This is a genomic window from Halochromatium roseum (genome assembly GCF_016653315.1).
GTDB lineage: Bacteria > Pseudomonadota > Gammaproteobacteria > Chromatiales > Chromatiaceae > Lamprobacter > Lamprobacter roseus.
On record NZ_NHSH01000065.1, the window covers coordinates 273,949 to 287,621 of the forward strand.

Annotated in this window: 15 protein-coding genes; 6 read left to right on the forward strand and 9 right to left on the reverse strand. The window is 64.1% G+C overall.

The window, feature by feature from the left end; all coding sequences use genetic code 11:
• Positions 1-147: 147 nt before the first annotated feature.
• Entirely contained in the window at positions 148-672 is a 525-nt protein-coding gene (locus CCR96_RS17395; protein WP_201221564.1) for a ferritin family protein, read from the reverse strand.
• Between the two features lie 663 nt (positions 673-1,335).
• Here CCR96_RS17395 and CCR96_RS17400 point away from each other — a divergent pair.
• Both CCR96_RS17400 and CCR96_RS17405 read left to right on the forward strand, forming a co-directional pair.
• On the forward strand, positions 1,336-2,841 hold the full coding sequence (locus tag CCR96_RS17400) for a multiheme c-type cytochrome (RefSeq protein WP_201221567.1): 1,506 nt from the start codon (positions 1,336-1,338) through the stop codon (positions 2,839-2,841).
• A gap of 396 nt (positions 2,842-3,237) precedes the next feature.
• The gene (locus tag CCR96_RS17405; protein ID WP_201221569.1) at positions 3,238-3,885 is read left to right on the forward strand and encodes a tetratricopeptide repeat protein; all 648 of its coding nucleotides are present in this window, start codon (positions 3,238-3,240) and stop codon (positions 3,883-3,885) included.
• Positions 3,886-3,903: 18 nt separating this feature from the next.
• Here the strand turns inward: CCR96_RS17405 and CCR96_RS17410 are convergent, their stop codons facing one another.
• The 5 genes from CCR96_RS17410 to CCR96_RS17430 all read right to left on the reverse strand — a co-directional run bounded on the left by CCR96_RS17410 (position 3,904) and on the right by CCR96_RS17430 (position 7,871).
• Positions 3,904-4,248: a nucleotidyltransferase family protein gene (locus CCR96_RS17410; RefSeq protein WP_201221571.1), complete on the reverse strand. Its 345-nt coding sequence runs from the start codon at positions 4,246-4,248 to the stop codon at positions 3,904-3,906.
• The gene (locus tag CCR96_RS17415; RefSeq protein WP_201221573.1) at positions 4,233-4,457 is read right to left on the reverse strand and encodes a hypothetical protein; all 225 of its coding nucleotides are present in this window, start codon (positions 4,455-4,457) and stop codon (positions 4,233-4,235) included. The genes CCR96_RS17410 and CCR96_RS17415 overlap by 16 nt, the downstream gene beginning before the upstream one ends.
• Positions 4,458-4,471: 14 nt before the next feature.
• Complete coding sequence (locus CCR96_RS17420; protein WP_201221575.1) at positions 4,472-5,038, reverse strand: Uma2 family endonuclease; 567 nt, start codon at positions 5,036-5,038, stop codon at positions 4,472-4,474.
• Between the two features lie 73 nt (positions 5,039-5,111).
• Positions 5,112-5,795, reverse strand: coding sequence for a two-component system response regulator NarL (gene narL, locus CCR96_RS17425; RefSeq protein WP_201221577.1), 684 nt, complete (start codon positions 5,793-5,795; stop codon positions 5,112-5,114).
• Positions 5,796-5,801: 6 nt separating this feature from the next.
• Positions 5,802-7,871, reverse strand: a complete 2,070-nt coding sequence (locus CCR96_RS17430; protein WP_201221579.1) for a type IV pili methyl-accepting chemotaxis transducer N-terminal domain-containing protein — start codon at positions 7,869-7,871, stop codon at positions 5,802-5,804.
• A 248-nt stretch (positions 7,872-8,119) separates the two neighbouring features.
• On the opposite strand from CCR96_RS17430, the gene CCR96_RS17435 reads away from it, so the two are divergent.
• The gene (locus CCR96_RS17435) at positions 8,120-8,878 is read left to right on the forward strand and encodes a Crp/Fnr family transcriptional regulator (protein ID WP_201221581.1); all 759 of its coding nucleotides are present in this window, start codon (positions 8,120-8,122) and stop codon (positions 8,876-8,878) included.
• A gap of 267 nt (positions 8,879-9,145) precedes the next feature.
• Here the strand turns inward: CCR96_RS17435 and CCR96_RS17440 are convergent, their stop codons facing one another.
• Positions 9,146-9,724 (reverse strand): hypothetical protein, encoded by a 579-nt coding sequence (locus tag CCR96_RS17440; RefSeq protein ID WP_201221583.1) that lies wholly within the window; start codon positions 9,722-9,724, stop codon positions 9,146-9,148.
• 243 nt (positions 9,725-9,967) lie between these two features.
• On the opposite strand from CCR96_RS17440, the gene CCR96_RS17445 reads away from it, so the two are divergent.
• From CCR96_RS17445 to CCR96_RS17455, 3 genes are read left to right on the forward strand one after another with little or no spacing between them, the layout of a single operon-like run.
• Positions 9,968-10,168 carry a hypothetical protein gene (locus tag CCR96_RS17445; protein ID WP_201221585.1) on the forward strand — a complete coding sequence of 67 codons (201 nt, stop codon included), beginning with the start codon at positions 9,968-9,970 and terminating at the stop codon, positions 10,166-10,168.
• 60 nt (positions 10,169-10,228) lie between these two features.
• Positions 10,229-10,855 carry a c-type cytochrome gene (locus tag CCR96_RS17450; protein WP_201221587.1) on the forward strand — a complete coding sequence of 209 codons (627 nt, stop codon included), beginning with the start codon at positions 10,229-10,231 and terminating at the stop codon, positions 10,853-10,855.
• Entirely contained in the window at positions 10,852-12,159 is a 1,308-nt protein-coding gene (locus tag CCR96_RS17455) for an NAD(P)/FAD-dependent oxidoreductase (protein ID WP_242519154.1), read from the forward strand. The genes CCR96_RS17450 and CCR96_RS17455 overlap by 4 nt, the downstream gene beginning before the upstream one ends.
• 345 nt (positions 12,160-12,504) lie before the next feature.
• Here the strand turns inward: CCR96_RS17455 and CCR96_RS17460 are convergent, their stop codons facing one another.
• Together CCR96_RS17460 and CCR96_RS17465 are read right to left on the reverse strand one after the other, a co-directional pair.
• Positions 12,505-13,191 (reverse strand): hypothetical protein, encoded by a 687-nt coding sequence (locus CCR96_RS17460; protein ID WP_201221589.1) that lies wholly within the window; start codon positions 13,189-13,191, stop codon positions 12,505-12,507.
• Positions 13,184-13,654, reverse strand: a complete 471-nt coding sequence (locus CCR96_RS17465) for a MerR family transcriptional regulator (protein ID WP_201221591.1) — start codon at positions 13,652-13,654, stop codon at positions 13,184-13,186. Before CCR96_RS17465 ends, CCR96_RS17460 begins: the two co-directional genes overlap by 8 nt.
• Positions 13,655-13,673 lie beyond the last annotated feature (19 nt).

The following is a 13,673-nucleotide window of genomic DNA, read 5'->3' on the forward strand; positions in this document are numbered from 1 at the left end:
GCTCGTCCTGCAACCAGCGATGCTCATCTTGCATCCGCCGCGCGCCGATTTCGATGCCTTGGGTCAAGATGTCATTGACTTTGTCTCCGTTGATCAGGTCGGGGGGTTCCTGGCTGCCTGGCATCCTTGGCATCAGGCTAGGGTGGCTCAGACGCCGCCGCTGTGGACCGTCTCGTAGTAGAGCTTTTCTAGTTCTTCCTTGTGCTTGGCCTCTTCGTTGGCGAGATACTCGAACAACTCTTTGAAGGGACCTGCTGGCGAACTATCCGCGAGTGAGCGGTAGTGCGTCATCGCCAGATGCTCGCGGCTCATGGCGTACTGCAGCACCGCTTGATCATCGGGCCTCTCGCCGAGTTCGGGCGTCATCACTGCTTCGGCAAACTGACCGTCCGTCGCCGGACGCTCCACCTCAGCCTTGATCTGGTCTTGGATGTCATCGCGCGCCGCCAGCGCAGTAAACAGCTCGTAGTGTCCCTGTTCCTCTTGCGCCAATTCCTCTGCAAGCCAGCGAAAGTTCTTGCTGATCTTCGGGATCAGGTCGGTATAGAAGTTGCGCGCGCTCTCCTCGAAAGAGGTCGCAACCCTGAGCACATCCTCCAAGGTGGTCATGGAACGGATGCGCTCGTAGCTGGACTGCTGGCCCTCCAGCGGGCCGGTGGATTCTGTGCTCATAGGCTTTGCTCGTTGTTGCAAGAGGACGGAGGCTCGATTGCGAGAAGGATGATCCATCGGCCACAGCTATGACGGCCTTGGACATGATGACCAGATCGCCAGCCACACTGAGCTAGTCGCACGAAGGATGCAACTCATCCTGGCGACTTAGGGCTCGAAATTGGTCAGATCAACCGATCCCACACCCTGCGAGACCGGAAACCCTTCGCCGGCGGCCACGGTGCCCAGGGCACCGCCGAGGCGATCGCCGCCGAGCCGGCCTCACTCACCGGCCAGTACCTCAGCGGCACGCGACGCATCGAGATCCCGAGCGAGCGCCGGCCCGGACGCTCCGACCAGCCGCTGATCATCCGCGGCACCAGCGGCACCCTAGAGCAGATCGCCGCTTGTCCGGCATCCTGGACCGGGCAGTTCCTGAAGCCGTTGCTGGCTTGAATTGGACTGCCCTACTGGCTCTGCCGCCATTCATGAGGCGAATCAAGGTTTGTTCGGCCGCGTCGGTCCAGCATGAGGCTAGGACCGACCCCGTCGACCTCTTCGCCGCACGAAGACTGTCGCCTGGCAAGGACCTCGAACAGCCCGCCCACGGCATCGCCAGCATCGGCGAGGGGCGCGCTATCCAGCTGCTCATGACCGCCAGATAAGCTTGAGGAGTGCACCACCATGTCGAGAATCCGCTCAGGCCCGCGCATGGGCCTACTCAGCCCGCTGTTACTCGCGATCGTCGGCCTCTTGGTCGCCACCAACGCCAATGCCGTGCGTCCCGCCGGACAGCCCGGCGTTGACTGGGGCGACCCCAAGGGGCAGGCCTGTGTCGACTGCCACATGGGCGAGAACCCCGGCCTCTACTGGGAGTGGAACCACAGCCAGCACGGGCAGAACGGCGTCACCTGCCTCGACTGTCACCAAGCCGAGGAAGGCGATGTCGATGCCTGGCGCCATGAAGACACCTACGTCTCCATCGTCGTCACCCCCAAGGACTGCTCCAAGTGTCATCAGAAGGAATTCGAGGAGATGGACGGTTCGCATCACGCCAAGGCCGGACAGATCCTCGGCTCGCTCGACAACCTGCTCGGCGAGGTGGTGGGCGGCCCGGCGGCGGTCAATGCCGGCTGCAAGCAATGCCATGGCGGCGAACTGGAGTTCATTACCAACGGCCGGGACAAGGGTCGCCCGCTGGCCGGCAGCTGGCCCAACACCGGCATCGGCCGCATCAATCCCGATGGCAGCCTCGGCGCCTGCACCGCCTGCCATGGCCGGCACCGCTTCAGCAAGGCCCAGGCCCGCACGCCGGACACCTGCGGCAAATGCCATGTCGGCCCCGACCATCCGCAGATCGAGGTCTACAACGAGTCCAAGCACGGGATCATCTACCGCGCCAAGGTCGACGAGATGAACCTGGAGTCGGACAAGTGGGTCGCCGGCATCGACTACAGCGCCGCCCCGACCTGCGCCACCTGCCACATGAGCGCGGCGCCAAATGAGGCCTCGACGCATAACGTCGGCGAGCGCATCTCCTGGACCCTGCGGCCGCCGATCTCGACCAAGATCAACCTGGTCAAGCTCGAGAATGGGCAGGAGTTCGACGTCCCTGAAGGCCAGCCGATCCCGGCGGTCGGCGATGCCGCGAAGGACTCAACGGTGGTCGAGGTGCTGACCTGGAAGGACCGACGCGGCAAGATGGAAGACGTTTGCGTCGCCTGTCACGAGCGCAGCGTGATCGACGGCCACTATGAGCAGTTCGACAACGTCGTCGACCTCTACAACGAAAAGTTCGCCAAGCCGATCGCCGCGGCCATGGTCGATCTTAAGGAGAACGGCTACATCACCCCGGCGCCATTCGACGAAAAGATCGAGTGGACCTGGTGGGAGATCTGGCATCACGAGGGCCGTCGCGCCCGTCACGGCGCCTCGATGAGTGGCCCGGACTATACCTGGTGGCACGGCATGTACGAGGTCGCCCAGCACGCCTACTTCAAGTGGATTCCGGAGCTGAAGGAGGTGGTGATGAAGAAGGACGGTAACGATGAATATGCCGTCGCGTTGCTGGAAGAGCACTTCAAGCCGATCGACGGCCACGACTGGTACTTCAACGGCATGAACAAGGAACAGCTCGAGACCGTGCGCAAGGGCTTTGAGGCGCGTTACGGCAAGGGCTCGCTGAAGTAATCGGTCGGCAGTCACCCGTGACCGACCGGGTTTGCCCAGAAGGCCAGCGCGACTGGCCAATCAGAAGAGACTCCGCTGTGTCTGCGCAAGAAGCTCGGCGCAGCGGAGCACTCTCTGTTCAGCGAGACCGCCCAGCGACCCCGGCAGCCCAGCGACCCCGGCAGCCCAGCGACCCCGGCAGCCCAGCGACACGGAAAGCCAAGCCCCTCAGCGAAAGCCCCCAAAAGCCCTAGTCCTTAACCTGGATCACGCGCGATTCATCTTGCCCGGGTGGCGCGATGCCATGCGCGTTAGGCCCAAGGCTCAGATTCAGGCTTCAGGCTTCAGGCTTCAGGCTTCAGGCAACAGACCGCCCTCAATAACGTTCAACAATTTTGGTCATAGTCATAGAACGCCATGCACAACGCACTGCGACTGATCACCACCGGCACCGTCCTCACCCTGACCATTGCGCTGGCGACGGAACAAGGCATCGCCGAATCGACCAGCATCGGCACTGCCAGCTCAACCAGCACAGCAACCCCAGCAAGCACAGCAGCAACAGCAGCAACAGCAGCCCCAGCAAGCCCTGCAAGCCCTGCAAGCCAGGCCATCACAGCAAGCTCGAACACGACCGAGCACGCGACCAGCCCAGCAGCATCGTCTAACGCAACCGACAGCGCGACTCAACACTTGATCGAACAGGCCGAGACGCAACTCCAGCGCGGCGAGACGCAGACCGCGATCAGCACCCTGAACCAAGCGGTCACAGCCGATCCCGCCTCAAGCCTCGCGCGCACCCGGCTCGGCGGCGCCTATCTGCTCAGCCAGGACTACCCCAGCGCCGTCGAGCAATTCCAGCAGGCCATCAGCCTCGACACCCAAAACGCCGGCGCCTTCATCGGCCTCGGCATGGCCTACGTCCATCTCAAACAGGCCGGCCCCGCCAAGGCCGCCCTCAGCGAAGCCAAGCGCCTGAACCCCGCCAAAAGCACCGACATCGACGCCCTCCTCGCCCGCATTGAGCAGACCGCGTCGGCACATCCGCCGATCCCGATGAAATAGCCAAGTGCAGCCGGTGGGTCATGCGGCAATCTCGCCAGCCTGATCTCCAGACCGCGTGAAGAATGCTCGTCCGTCACGCAGGATCTTCGCTTTCAGCCGCTGGTTCGCAAGGCGGTCCCAATGCAGCAGATCCACCTTGAACACCAACGGCAAGTCATCGACCTCATTCCACAGACGCGCAAAGTCCTGATCCGTCATCTCGGGCGCGAACACGGCAAGGTCGATGTCGGAGCCACCGTGCGCGCTCCCATCGGCTCGAGAACCAAAGATCAGCACCCGATCGATCGTCCTGTAGCGGGCAAACAGATCGCGAAAGTCGCTATGGATGCGCGCGGATAAGCCAAAGATCAGCGGATCAGCCATGACTCTGCCTCCCGCGCCAGCGCTTGGAAGCGCGACAGCGCAACATCGACGATGAAGCGATAGACGGCATCGGCGAGCGCTTCGTCATCACTCAAAGCACTGGATCGTCGCATCACGCATGAATTCATCCAGTGGTTGAGCGACTGCACTTTCAAGCTGATGCACGCCCTTGAGGAAATCTGTCGTTCGTTCAGACGTTCAGAACTCATGTTGTTGTCACCGATCAGACAGCCGCACCAAACAGCAAACCGAGATCGATCGCGATCTCGGTAAAGGGTGGAATCCGCACCTCAGCCCTAGCCTCATCCAACCCCTCCGCCGTGAACACCGCGCGATAGCTACCGGCATCCAAGGCATAGGCAATCAAGGCGTGATCCTGGGGCGAAACGATCCAATAAAAGGGGACGCCGGCCCGTTGCAAGCGGAGGAAATGCGTCACCGTATCCTTGCGCTCGTGGCCCGGCGAGAGGATCTCGCAAACCCAGTCCGGCAGGATCGTCATGATGCCAGCAGGCCGCTGCGGCAGCCGCTCCTTGCGCCAACCGGCTAGATCGTGACTGGGGCAATGGTGGGCGTTATAGCGAACACTGATCTCGGGAACGATCCACCAGCCACCGGGTTGACGTTGCATGACCAGTGGGAAGGCTTGACCAATCAACGCGGTCTGCACCTGCCCATGCTCAAATCTGCTCATCGGCCGCTGGACGATGTCGCCATCGATCAACTCGACGGGCTCAGTCCCAGGCCAGGCAAGGAGGTCATCGATCGTACTGTAGCGTTCTGCTTCCATTTGATGGTGCTCTCAGATGTGTCTCTTGGGCTTATGCGTAGGCGATGCACGACTCGAACAGCGACCACTACCCTCATCCCCCGCGCGCATTCAAGCTCCAGACCGCTGCCTCGACGCGGCTGTGCAGCCCGAGCTTCTTCAGCAGGTGCTTGACGTGGACCTTGACGGTGCCGACCGCGAGATCCAGCTCGCGGGCGATGAGCTTATTACTGTAGCCCTTTGCGAGCAGTTCGAGCACCTCCTGTTCGCGTTGGGTGAGGCCGGCCTCGCTGAGATGCAGTGGCCCCTGATGGCTGCGCAGCGCACGGGCGATCAGGTCAGTGAGCTGCGGGCTGATCACCAGGCGCCCGCGCATCGCCTCGCGCAACTGCTCGAGGATGTCTTCGGGCTCCATGTCCTTGAGCAGATAGCCATCGGCTCCGGCGCGCAGGGCGCCAACCACGTCGCTCTCCTGATCGGAGACGGTCAGCATCAGGATGCGCGCCTCGTGCGTGAGGGACGGCGCCCCTGGCTCGGCCACTGAGGCTGAGCGAATTCGGCGTAAGGTCTCGATGCCATCCCAGCCCTTCATGTTGAGGTCGAGCAGGATCAGGTCTGGCCGCAATAGGGCGGCGAGTCGCACACCCTCCTGGCCATCGGCGGCCTCTCCGACCAGCTGGAGGTTGGGCTCCAGCGCCAGCAGGTCAGCGACGCCTTTGCGAAACAGCGGATGATCGTCGATGACCAGGACCCGCGTGGGCAGCTGCTCGGTGGCCATAACGCCCTAGACCTGTGCCCGCGAGCGGGAACGAAAGCGCAACAACACCCGAGCGCCCTTCCCGGCCTCGGAATCCAGGCTCAGCTCGCCACCCAGACTGCAGGCGCGCTCGCGCATGATGCTCAGCCCATAGTGCCCACGCTGGGGCGCGGTTGAGCGGATACCGCAGCCGTCATCGCAAATCTCGACCTGCACCAACTCGGAGTCGGCATCTGCGTCTAAATGCACCTTCAGGTGACGAGCCCGCGCATGACGGGTGGCATTGGAGAGGGCCTCGCGAACGATCTGTAACACATGCACCTCCTCATTCGGTGACAGCAGGCCGGGCGGCAGTTGATCCTCGAGGGTGATGATGAGATCACCACGGTCGCGGAACTCATCGATGGTCTGCGCCAGTGCCGCCCTTAGCCCCTGGCCGTCGATCTTGAGCCGAAAGGTGGTCAGCAGCTGGCGCAGTTGCCGGTAGGCGCTATTGATGCCTTCGCGCAGTTCACCCAGGATGGCCTCTGGCGACGACTGACCGTTCGCGGCCGGCGCTTTGGCAGTGCCATTGGCCTTGATCGCCGCATCGCCCTTGATCGCCGCATCGAGCCGCATCGCCTGGATCTTCAGATAGGACAGCGACTGCGCCAGCGAGTCGTGCAGCTCGCGGGCGAGGATACTGCGCTCCTCGTGCAGCACCAGGCGACGGCTCTCGCGGATGCGGCCCTGCAGGTTCAGGGCGGTGGCGAGCTGCGCGGCAAGCGCCTCGAGGAGCGGCTGCTGCCAGGACTCGAGCGTCAGACCATCGCGGCAGACGACGCGCAGCGTGCCATAGCGTCGGTCTTGATCGGCCACCGCGACCGCGATGCTCGGGCCGTTGCGCGCGGTCGAGGCCGCACAGAGGGCGCAGGGGCTCCCCGGGGGTTCGGCGCTGATCGGCGCGCCTTCGGCATCCAGCCGCTGGCCGGTGCCAATGCAGAGCCCGGACTGACTCGGCGAATCGCCGGAGGCGTCGCTTCTGGTCGCGTTTCGGGCACGGCATCCGGCATCGCCAAGCGCATCCCCGATCAGATTGCCGACCGGCTCGCCCACCAGGTCGCCCTTGGCGTCGCCGGCGGCATCACCACTCGGCTGACCGCCTGTAGCGTTGTCCCTCGCAGCACCGGTCAGGCTGCACCGATCCCGCAGGCAGAGGATCACCGAGGCGAGCTTCAACTCGCGCTCTAGGTCCAGCAACACCGCGCGCAGGCTCTGATCCGAGATCATCGCACCATCCAGGGCACGGCTGGTCCGGTAGAGCAACTGCAGCGAATGGTTGCTGCGCGCCAGATCGCGCGTCTTCTCGGCGACCCGCTCTTCAAGCTCGTTGTAGATGTTCCACAGGCCGCGCGTCATCAGGTTCATCGCCGCGCCGAGTCGCCCCAGTTCATCGTCGCCAACGAAGGCGGTTCGCGCCGAGAAGTCGCCCTGCCGCACCTGATCGGCGCACTGCAACAGCGCGTCGAGCGGTCGCACCACGCGCCGCTGCAAGAGTAAGAGCGTGACCAGCACCGCGAGCAGGGTCAGCCCCAGGGCGCCGGCTTGCATCCAGGCCAGTGCATCGATGCGCTGCTCGGCACGGTCCTCCAGCCGGCGCACCAGGGTATGAATCTGTTCGACGAAGTCATCGACCTCGGCACGAAAGTCGAGTCCTCCGCTAGCGATCGCCTCGGCGTTGAGCGCCGGGCGCATCACTTGGCGCCAGCGCTCGGCGACCTGTTCATAGCCGATACGTAACGGATCGGTGATCGCCGTTGGGATCGCTTCGGTCAGCCTCGGGCTCGCCAGGCGTTGCTCAAGCTCGTCGGCAAGCTGCCGCACGCGCTCGGCGCGCGCCTCGGTGGGCATCGCCGAATCCGCCAGCACCTCCGCGATGCGGTACGACTGCATGCGCAGCGTGCCGGACTGATTCACCGCCGAGGCCATGCCCTGGTTCAGTTGCGCGACCAGCATCGCGCTGACCATCGCCGCCACCCCAACGGCGAGGATGAAGCCCATCAGCAGGCCGATGGTCAGCAGCAGCGAATAGCGTCGATCAGCCAAGGGTAGCGGCATGGATTGAGGTTCTACGCCAAGCCGGCGGGGAGCGAAAGAGAACTACCTCCAAAAAGCGCGAGGGCCCGACTCGAACGGGGTCAAGCCTGCAAGCGACCGAGGCATCATCAACAAAAACAGACCTCTAGCCAAGACCCAGGCTACCCAAAAGGAGGTAACCCGCAACGCTTTGGTCGGATTTTCAATGGCTTGCGCCCTAACCCCAAGCGGTTAGGCTTGAGCTGAATCAAGCTTGACCGGCCATCGCCATGAACCACGCCGACCGCGAGAAGACCTGCCTACCGCTGCTGGAGATCACCCCCGGCTTCGCCTCACTGCCGGAGGAAGGCTTGCGTTATCTCGCCGCGGGCTGTTTTCAGCGCACCGCGAGCCGTGGGCAGGTGCTCTGTGAGCGTGGTCAGCCGCTGGATGGCTTTCATCTGCTGCTGCGCGGCCGCGTTAAGCTCTCGCTGTTGTCTGCGGAAGGCGCCGAGCGGGTGCTCGACATCGTGCTGCCCGGTCGCACCTTCGGCGAGTCAGCCGCCTTTCTGGCCCGGCCCTGCGCCCTGCATGCCGAGGCCTTGATGGATTCGCGACTGCTGTTCGTCGATCTCAAGCGGGTGCGCAGCGCCATCGAGCGCTGGCCCGAGGTGGCGCATCTGATGCTGGCCTTGGTGGCCGAACGCGCGCAGCGGCTGATCGCGGACGTTGAGGCCTGCTGCCTGCATTCCGCCGCGCAACGGGTCGCGGCGATGCTGCTGCGCGATGCCCAGAGCGACCCGGATGAGCCGGACCGCGCGACCCTCGAATTGCCCGCGGCCAAGATCGTGGTCGCCTCCAGCCTGAATCTTTCTGCGGAAACCTTCTCGCGCGAGCTACATGGGCTGGCGCGGCGCGGGCTGATCGAGATCGAGCGCCGCAGGATTCGGATTCCCTCCCTAGAGCAATTGCGTCGGCTCGGAGGGCTGGAAGGCGCCGAGATCCCGGCAGCCGAGAGCAATGCGCAGACCTCGTTAGCGCTGGCCTGATGCTTGAGCTAGCCTGATGCTGGAACCGCGATCATCGGCCCTAGTGCATCACTTCAGACAAGCCGAGACCGTTCTCACCGTCGTCTTGCTGGCAGCGCTGTAGGAGCCCGCTTGCGGGCGATGTTCGCAGCCAGGACCCCGGCGAGATCGCCCGCAAGCGGGCTCCTACCGCGCAACGACGGGGGGCAGCAGCGACCCGATTTCGGGATTTCCGCGTTCTTGCACTAGCGATGCTCAAGTGCCCCCTTGCACAGTCCGAACGGCCCCCTAGCGTCGCTCAATCACCCCCAAGCGCAGCTCGAGCACCCGCGCGCGATCCGCGATTTGCTCGGAGAACTCAGTGCCAAGATGCAGATAGGCGCCGGGCTCCTGACTCGGACCCCGCATCAGGGTCATCGGCTGCTCGGCGGCGACCTCGCCGCTGCTGTCCCTAGCGACCAAGATGACCGGCACCTCCAGCCCCGGCTGCTGCGGCCAAGCAGCCGCATCCGCCAGCGGGCTCTTGATCTCGAGCAACAGCTCGACCCGCCCGCGACGCTGATCAAAGGTCTGCGCAGCGACCCGCAGCGGCTCGCCTTGCAGCCCAACGCCGAGCCGCCAATCAACCGCTGAATCCTTGCTCCCTACCGTCGTGAACGGCGTTGCGGCGGCGGGCTGACCCGTTAGAGGGACAGCCTGCGCCGCCTGCTCGATGCGCGCCAGGCGTTGTGTCAGCAGCTCGGTGCGTGCCTCGAGCTGTGCCAGGCGGGCTGCCACATTGGGGTCGGGGGCATCGCTGGTGCGCGACACCGACTGGATCAGGATCAGCGCAAACAGCAGGGCTGCGAACAGGATGACAGGCTTCATGGTCGGCTCCGAGGGGATGGGTGATCAGGGATGGGTGATCAGGGATGGGTGATCAGGGAGGCGTAATCAGGCTCGAACAGACGGTTGAACAGGTCTTCAAACAGGCCTGAACCTCGCTCGAATTGACACTTGTCAATCTAAAGCAGCGACCAGGGGCCAGGCTTGAGTCATATCAAGAACCCACCCGAGCCGAGCCGAGCCGTTATCACTCTCGCGCAACGAGACTGATGCGGATTCGACGCGATGCACAACGAGATCATCGGCGACATCCTGAGCTGCGTGGTCTACACCCAGCCGGGCTGCGGAGCCGAAGTCGCCGCGCTGATCGGCGCGCAACCGGGCGCCGAGGTCCTTGCCGGCGTTGCTGAGCGCAAGCAACACTCGCACTCAAAGCCAATCTTGAGGGCCATCAAGGTTAGCCGACGCCGGCAGCGGCAGAGTTGAGATTGACCGCGACAACGAGCGGCGGCCGACCGACCGTCGCCGAATCCCAAAGGAGGCCCCATGCTCAAGACCTGTTGCCGATCATTCACAGCCAGATTGATCTGCCTGCGCTCCCTGCGCTTGCTGCTGTTGCCGGTATGCGTCATTTGCCTGATACCGGTCGCGCAAGCCGAGGGCGTGCGCTCGGCGGCCATGCTCTCCCACACCTGCGCTGGCTGCCACGGCACCGATGGTGCCAGCGCCGGCGAGGCGATGCCGACCATCGCCGGCATGGACAAGGGCTACCTGGTCAAGGTCCTCGAAGACTACAAACAGGATCTGCGCCCCTCAACCATCATGGGCCGCATCATGCGCGGCTACAGCGATCAGGAGATCGCCGCCATCGCCAGCTTCTTCGCTGAGCGGCCCTGGGTCTCGACCGAGCGGCCGATCGACGGCGAACTCGCCTACCAGGGCGAGCTGATCCACCAGGAGCGCTGCGAGAGCTGCCATGCCGATGGGGGTCGCGGCCAGGACATCCGCTCGCCGCGGCTCGCCGGCCAATGGGGGCCGTACATCCAGTATGCGTTGGAGACCTGTCGTGCCCGTGGTGAGAGCTGCAAGAAGCGCCAGGGCGCCGAGCGCGTGATGGTGCTCGAGGACGCCGAGATCCAAGCCCTCGCCCACTACTACGAGAGCCAAAAATGAGCACACAGCCGATGAATCCCTCGCGTCGCCGGTTCCTGGGCTCGCTTGGCCGCGCGGCGGCGGGCAGTGCCGCCGTGGGTCTGCTCGGCGCCCCGGCCATCCTCCGTGCTGAAACCCCCAAGGCCCGCGTGGTCGTGGTCGGTGGTGGTTACGGCGGCGCCATCGCTGCCAAGTATCTGAAGATGGCCGATCCCGCGCTGCGCGTGACCCTGATCGAACGCAATCCGGTCTATGTCTCCTGCCCGCTGAGCAACGAGGTGCTCTCGGGCGAGCGCGAGATGGAGAGCCTGACCTTCGATTACCGGGGCTTGAGCCGTCGCGGCATCGCGGTGATGGGCGATGAGATCGTCGAGATCGACCCTGAGAAGCGCCTCGTGCGCGGCAAGGGTGGCGCGGTCTACAACTACGACAAGCTGATCCTCTCGCCGGGTATCTCCTTCGACTTCAGCACCATCGACGGCATGAGCACCGAGCTGGCGGACTCAACATTTCCGCACGCCTGGAAGGCTGGCCCGCAGACCCTGCTGCTGCGCCGGCAGTTGGAAGCCATGCCCGATGGTGGCGTCTGCGCCATCGTCGCGCCGCCGAATCCGTTCCGCTGCCCGCCTGGCCCCTATGAACGGGCGGCGCAGATCGCGCTCTATCTCAGCCATCACAAGCCGAAGTCCAAGGTGATGATCTATGACGCCAAGGACGCCTTCTCCAAACAGGGGCTGTTCCAAGCCGCTTGGAAGGAGCACTACGGGGACATGATCGAATGGATTCCGGCAGCGGCGGGCGGCAACATCGAGGCCATCGATCCCAACAGCATGACGCTGGTCGGCGCGGTCGAGGACTTCCAGGCCGATGTGATCAATCTGATCCCACCGCAACGCGCCGCCGAGCTGGCGGTGAACAACGGCCTGGTCGACGCCAGCGGCTGGTGCCCGGTCAATCAACAGACCTTCGAGTCGACCCTGCATCCGGATATCTACATCATCGGTGATGCGGCCTTGGCCGGGGCGATGCCCAAGTCCGGCTATTCCGCCAACTCACAGGGCAAGGTCTGCGCCATGGCTGTGGCCGCCGCGATCAACGGCCAGCCGGCGCCGGTACCCTCTTATGTGAATACCTGCTACAGCATCCTGGCGCCCGATCATGGCATCTCGGTGGCCGGTGTCTATGAGCTGAAGGGCGGCGAGATCGTCTCGGTGCCCGGTGCCGGTGGTCTCTCCGCCGCCGATGCCGATGCGCACACGCGGGCGATTGAGGTGCAGTTCGCGATCGGTTGGTATCGCAATATTACGGCGGATATGTTTACCTGATGGACGAGCAGGTGCCTGCTGGCCAGGCACCTGACATGACCTAAGGCGAGCGGGCTTGCCACCTGCGCGCTGCGCTCAGAGCAGACGCCTGGTTCTCTTGTCTCGTTCCCCCGTATTCGCAGCCGACCTGGACTCGATGCCAAACACGACCCCCTTGCTAGCGCTCGGCTTCCGCCCCTTCTTCCTCGTCGCTGGCGCGATCAGCTCCAGCGCTCCTCGGGTGCGCAGCAAAGGATAACTCCTTCGGGGGATATGATCACCCGGGACTAAACACATAAGCCGACACTCAGCAGTGATGATCACGCAGGGCTTTCTGCTCAAAACCATTGCGCATAGCGCATGACATCAATACTGGCTCGCAACGGACCATGCTTGCGGTGATTGCACGCGCAGTGCGCAACGCACCTGACTGATCGCGATCAAACCCGAGGCCTGGTGCCAACCTGCCTCACAGACCTGCCGGTCGGCCTCTGTAAAAAGCCGTTGTAGCACCAGCCCAAGGTCACCCCGGCGCTCGTACTCAAGCCCCCGCGCACGATAGGCCGCTTCGGCTTTTGCAGCGCCTGCGACACCGATCTCGAACAGGTGCTGGGTCAAGCGTGATCGCACAACCTCAGGGCCCAGCCGATCGATCAGAGGCTGAATGACCGCCCGGCCGCTGTATGGCCTGTCCAATCGCTGGGGCTTGAGATCCTCCGGCAGCAGGCTGTCCAGCGGCTCGCCATTGGCCTGGCCCTGCAGCAGATCTTCATCGACCATCTGCGCCAGATCCGGGCGCGGATCAGCGCCGGTGCGCGCAGCGAGTTGCAGCAACGCGATCGATTCAGCCCGATGGCCACTCGGCGGTAGCCCACAGAGAGCGTGATCAAGGATGTCGTGGATGAACACCGCAGTAGGTATCTGATCGCCGGTGGCTGGTGTCGAGGCGATGATGTTCGGATCATCGATCGCCGAGGCGAGCTTCCAGCCGCGGGCGCCAAAACCGTTCGGCCAGTCGCATCGATAACACCAGTCAAGCTGCACCTCAATCACGGACCGGGGCCTCCCAAACCAGCTGCAGGATCTGGCTGTCGCTGACGCCACGACTGACCTCACATTGATCGCAGACTGCGCGCAGCGGACGCTGGGTGCAGCCCTGGCAGCGGCGCACCAGCGCTTGGGCTTGGGCCAGATCGCGCCGTTGTGTCTTAATGGCGGCCGCTTGCGCGGCGAGGCTTTGATCCATGGCGGCAAGACGGGCCAGGACATCACGGCTCGCCGCATCCCCGGTCTCGTTCTGCGAACGCACAGCGGCCAGCGCCGCCAGCTCTTGCAGCGAGAAGCCGAGACGGGCCAGCGCCAGCACGGCGGCAAAACGGGCCACATCCGCCTCATCGTACAGCCGGGTTCCACCCGGCGTGCGCTGCGGCTGCACTAGCCCCTGCGCTTCGTAGAAGCGCAGGGTGCGCACCGTGGTACCAAGCTGCTCGGCGATGGCGCCGATCTTCATGATCATCACACCCCGCTACAGCCAG

What these genes read in the sequence shown, in the direction of transcription:
- CCR96_RS17395 (WP_201221564.1), bottom strand. Translation starts at nt 672, where the DNA reads ATGAGCACAGAATCCACCGGCCCGCTGGAGGGCCAGCAGTCCAGCTAC.
- CCR96_RS17400 (WP_201221567.1), top strand. Translation starts at nt 1,336, where the DNA reads ATGTCGAGAATCCGCTCAGGCCCGCGCATGGGCCTACTCAGCCCGCTG.
- CCR96_RS17405 (WP_201221569.1), top strand. Translation starts at nt 3,238, where the DNA reads ATGCACAACGCACTGCGACTGATCACCACCGGCACCGTCCTCACCCTG.
- CCR96_RS17410 (WP_201221571.1), bottom strand. Translation starts at nt 4,248, where the DNA reads ATGGCTGATCCGCTGATCTTTGGCTTATCCGCGCGCATCCATAGCGAC.
- CCR96_RS17415 (WP_201221573.1), bottom strand. Translation starts at nt 4,457, where the DNA reads ATGAGTTCTGAACGTCTGAACGAACGACAGATTTCCTCAAGGGCGTGC.
- CCR96_RS17420 (WP_201221575.1), bottom strand. Translation starts at nt 5,038, where the DNA reads ATGGAAGCAGAACGCTACAGTACGATCGATGACCTCCTTGCCTGGCCT.
- narL (WP_201221577.1), bottom strand. Translation starts at nt 5,795, where the DNA reads ATGGCCACCGAGCAGCTGCCCACGCGGGTCCTGGTCATCGACGATCAT.
- CCR96_RS17430 (WP_201221579.1), bottom strand. Translation starts at nt 7,871, where the DNA reads ATGCCGCTACCCTTGGCTGATCGACGCTATTCGCTGCTGCTGACCATC.
- CCR96_RS17435 (WP_201221581.1), top strand. Translation starts at nt 8,120, where the DNA reads ATGAACCACGCCGACCGCGAGAAGACCTGCCTACCGCTGCTGGAGATC.
- CCR96_RS17440 (WP_201221583.1), bottom strand. Translation starts at nt 9,724, where the DNA reads ATGAAGCCTGTCATCCTGTTCGCAGCCCTGCTGTTTGCGCTGATCCTG.
- CCR96_RS17445 (WP_201221585.1), top strand. Translation starts at nt 9,968, where the DNA reads ATGCACAACGAGATCATCGGCGACATCCTGAGCTGCGTGGTCTACACC.
- CCR96_RS17450 (WP_201221587.1), top strand. Translation starts at nt 10,229, where the DNA reads ATGCTCAAGACCTGTTGCCGATCATTCACAGCCAGATTGATCTGCCTG.
- CCR96_RS17455 (WP_242519154.1), top strand. Translation starts at nt 10,852, where the DNA reads ATGAGCACACAGCCGATGAATCCCTCGCGTCGCCGGTTCCTGGGCTCG.
- CCR96_RS17465 (WP_201221591.1), bottom strand. Translation starts at nt 13,654, where the DNA reads ATGATCATGAAGATCGGCGCCATCGCCGAGCAGCTTGGTACCACGGTG.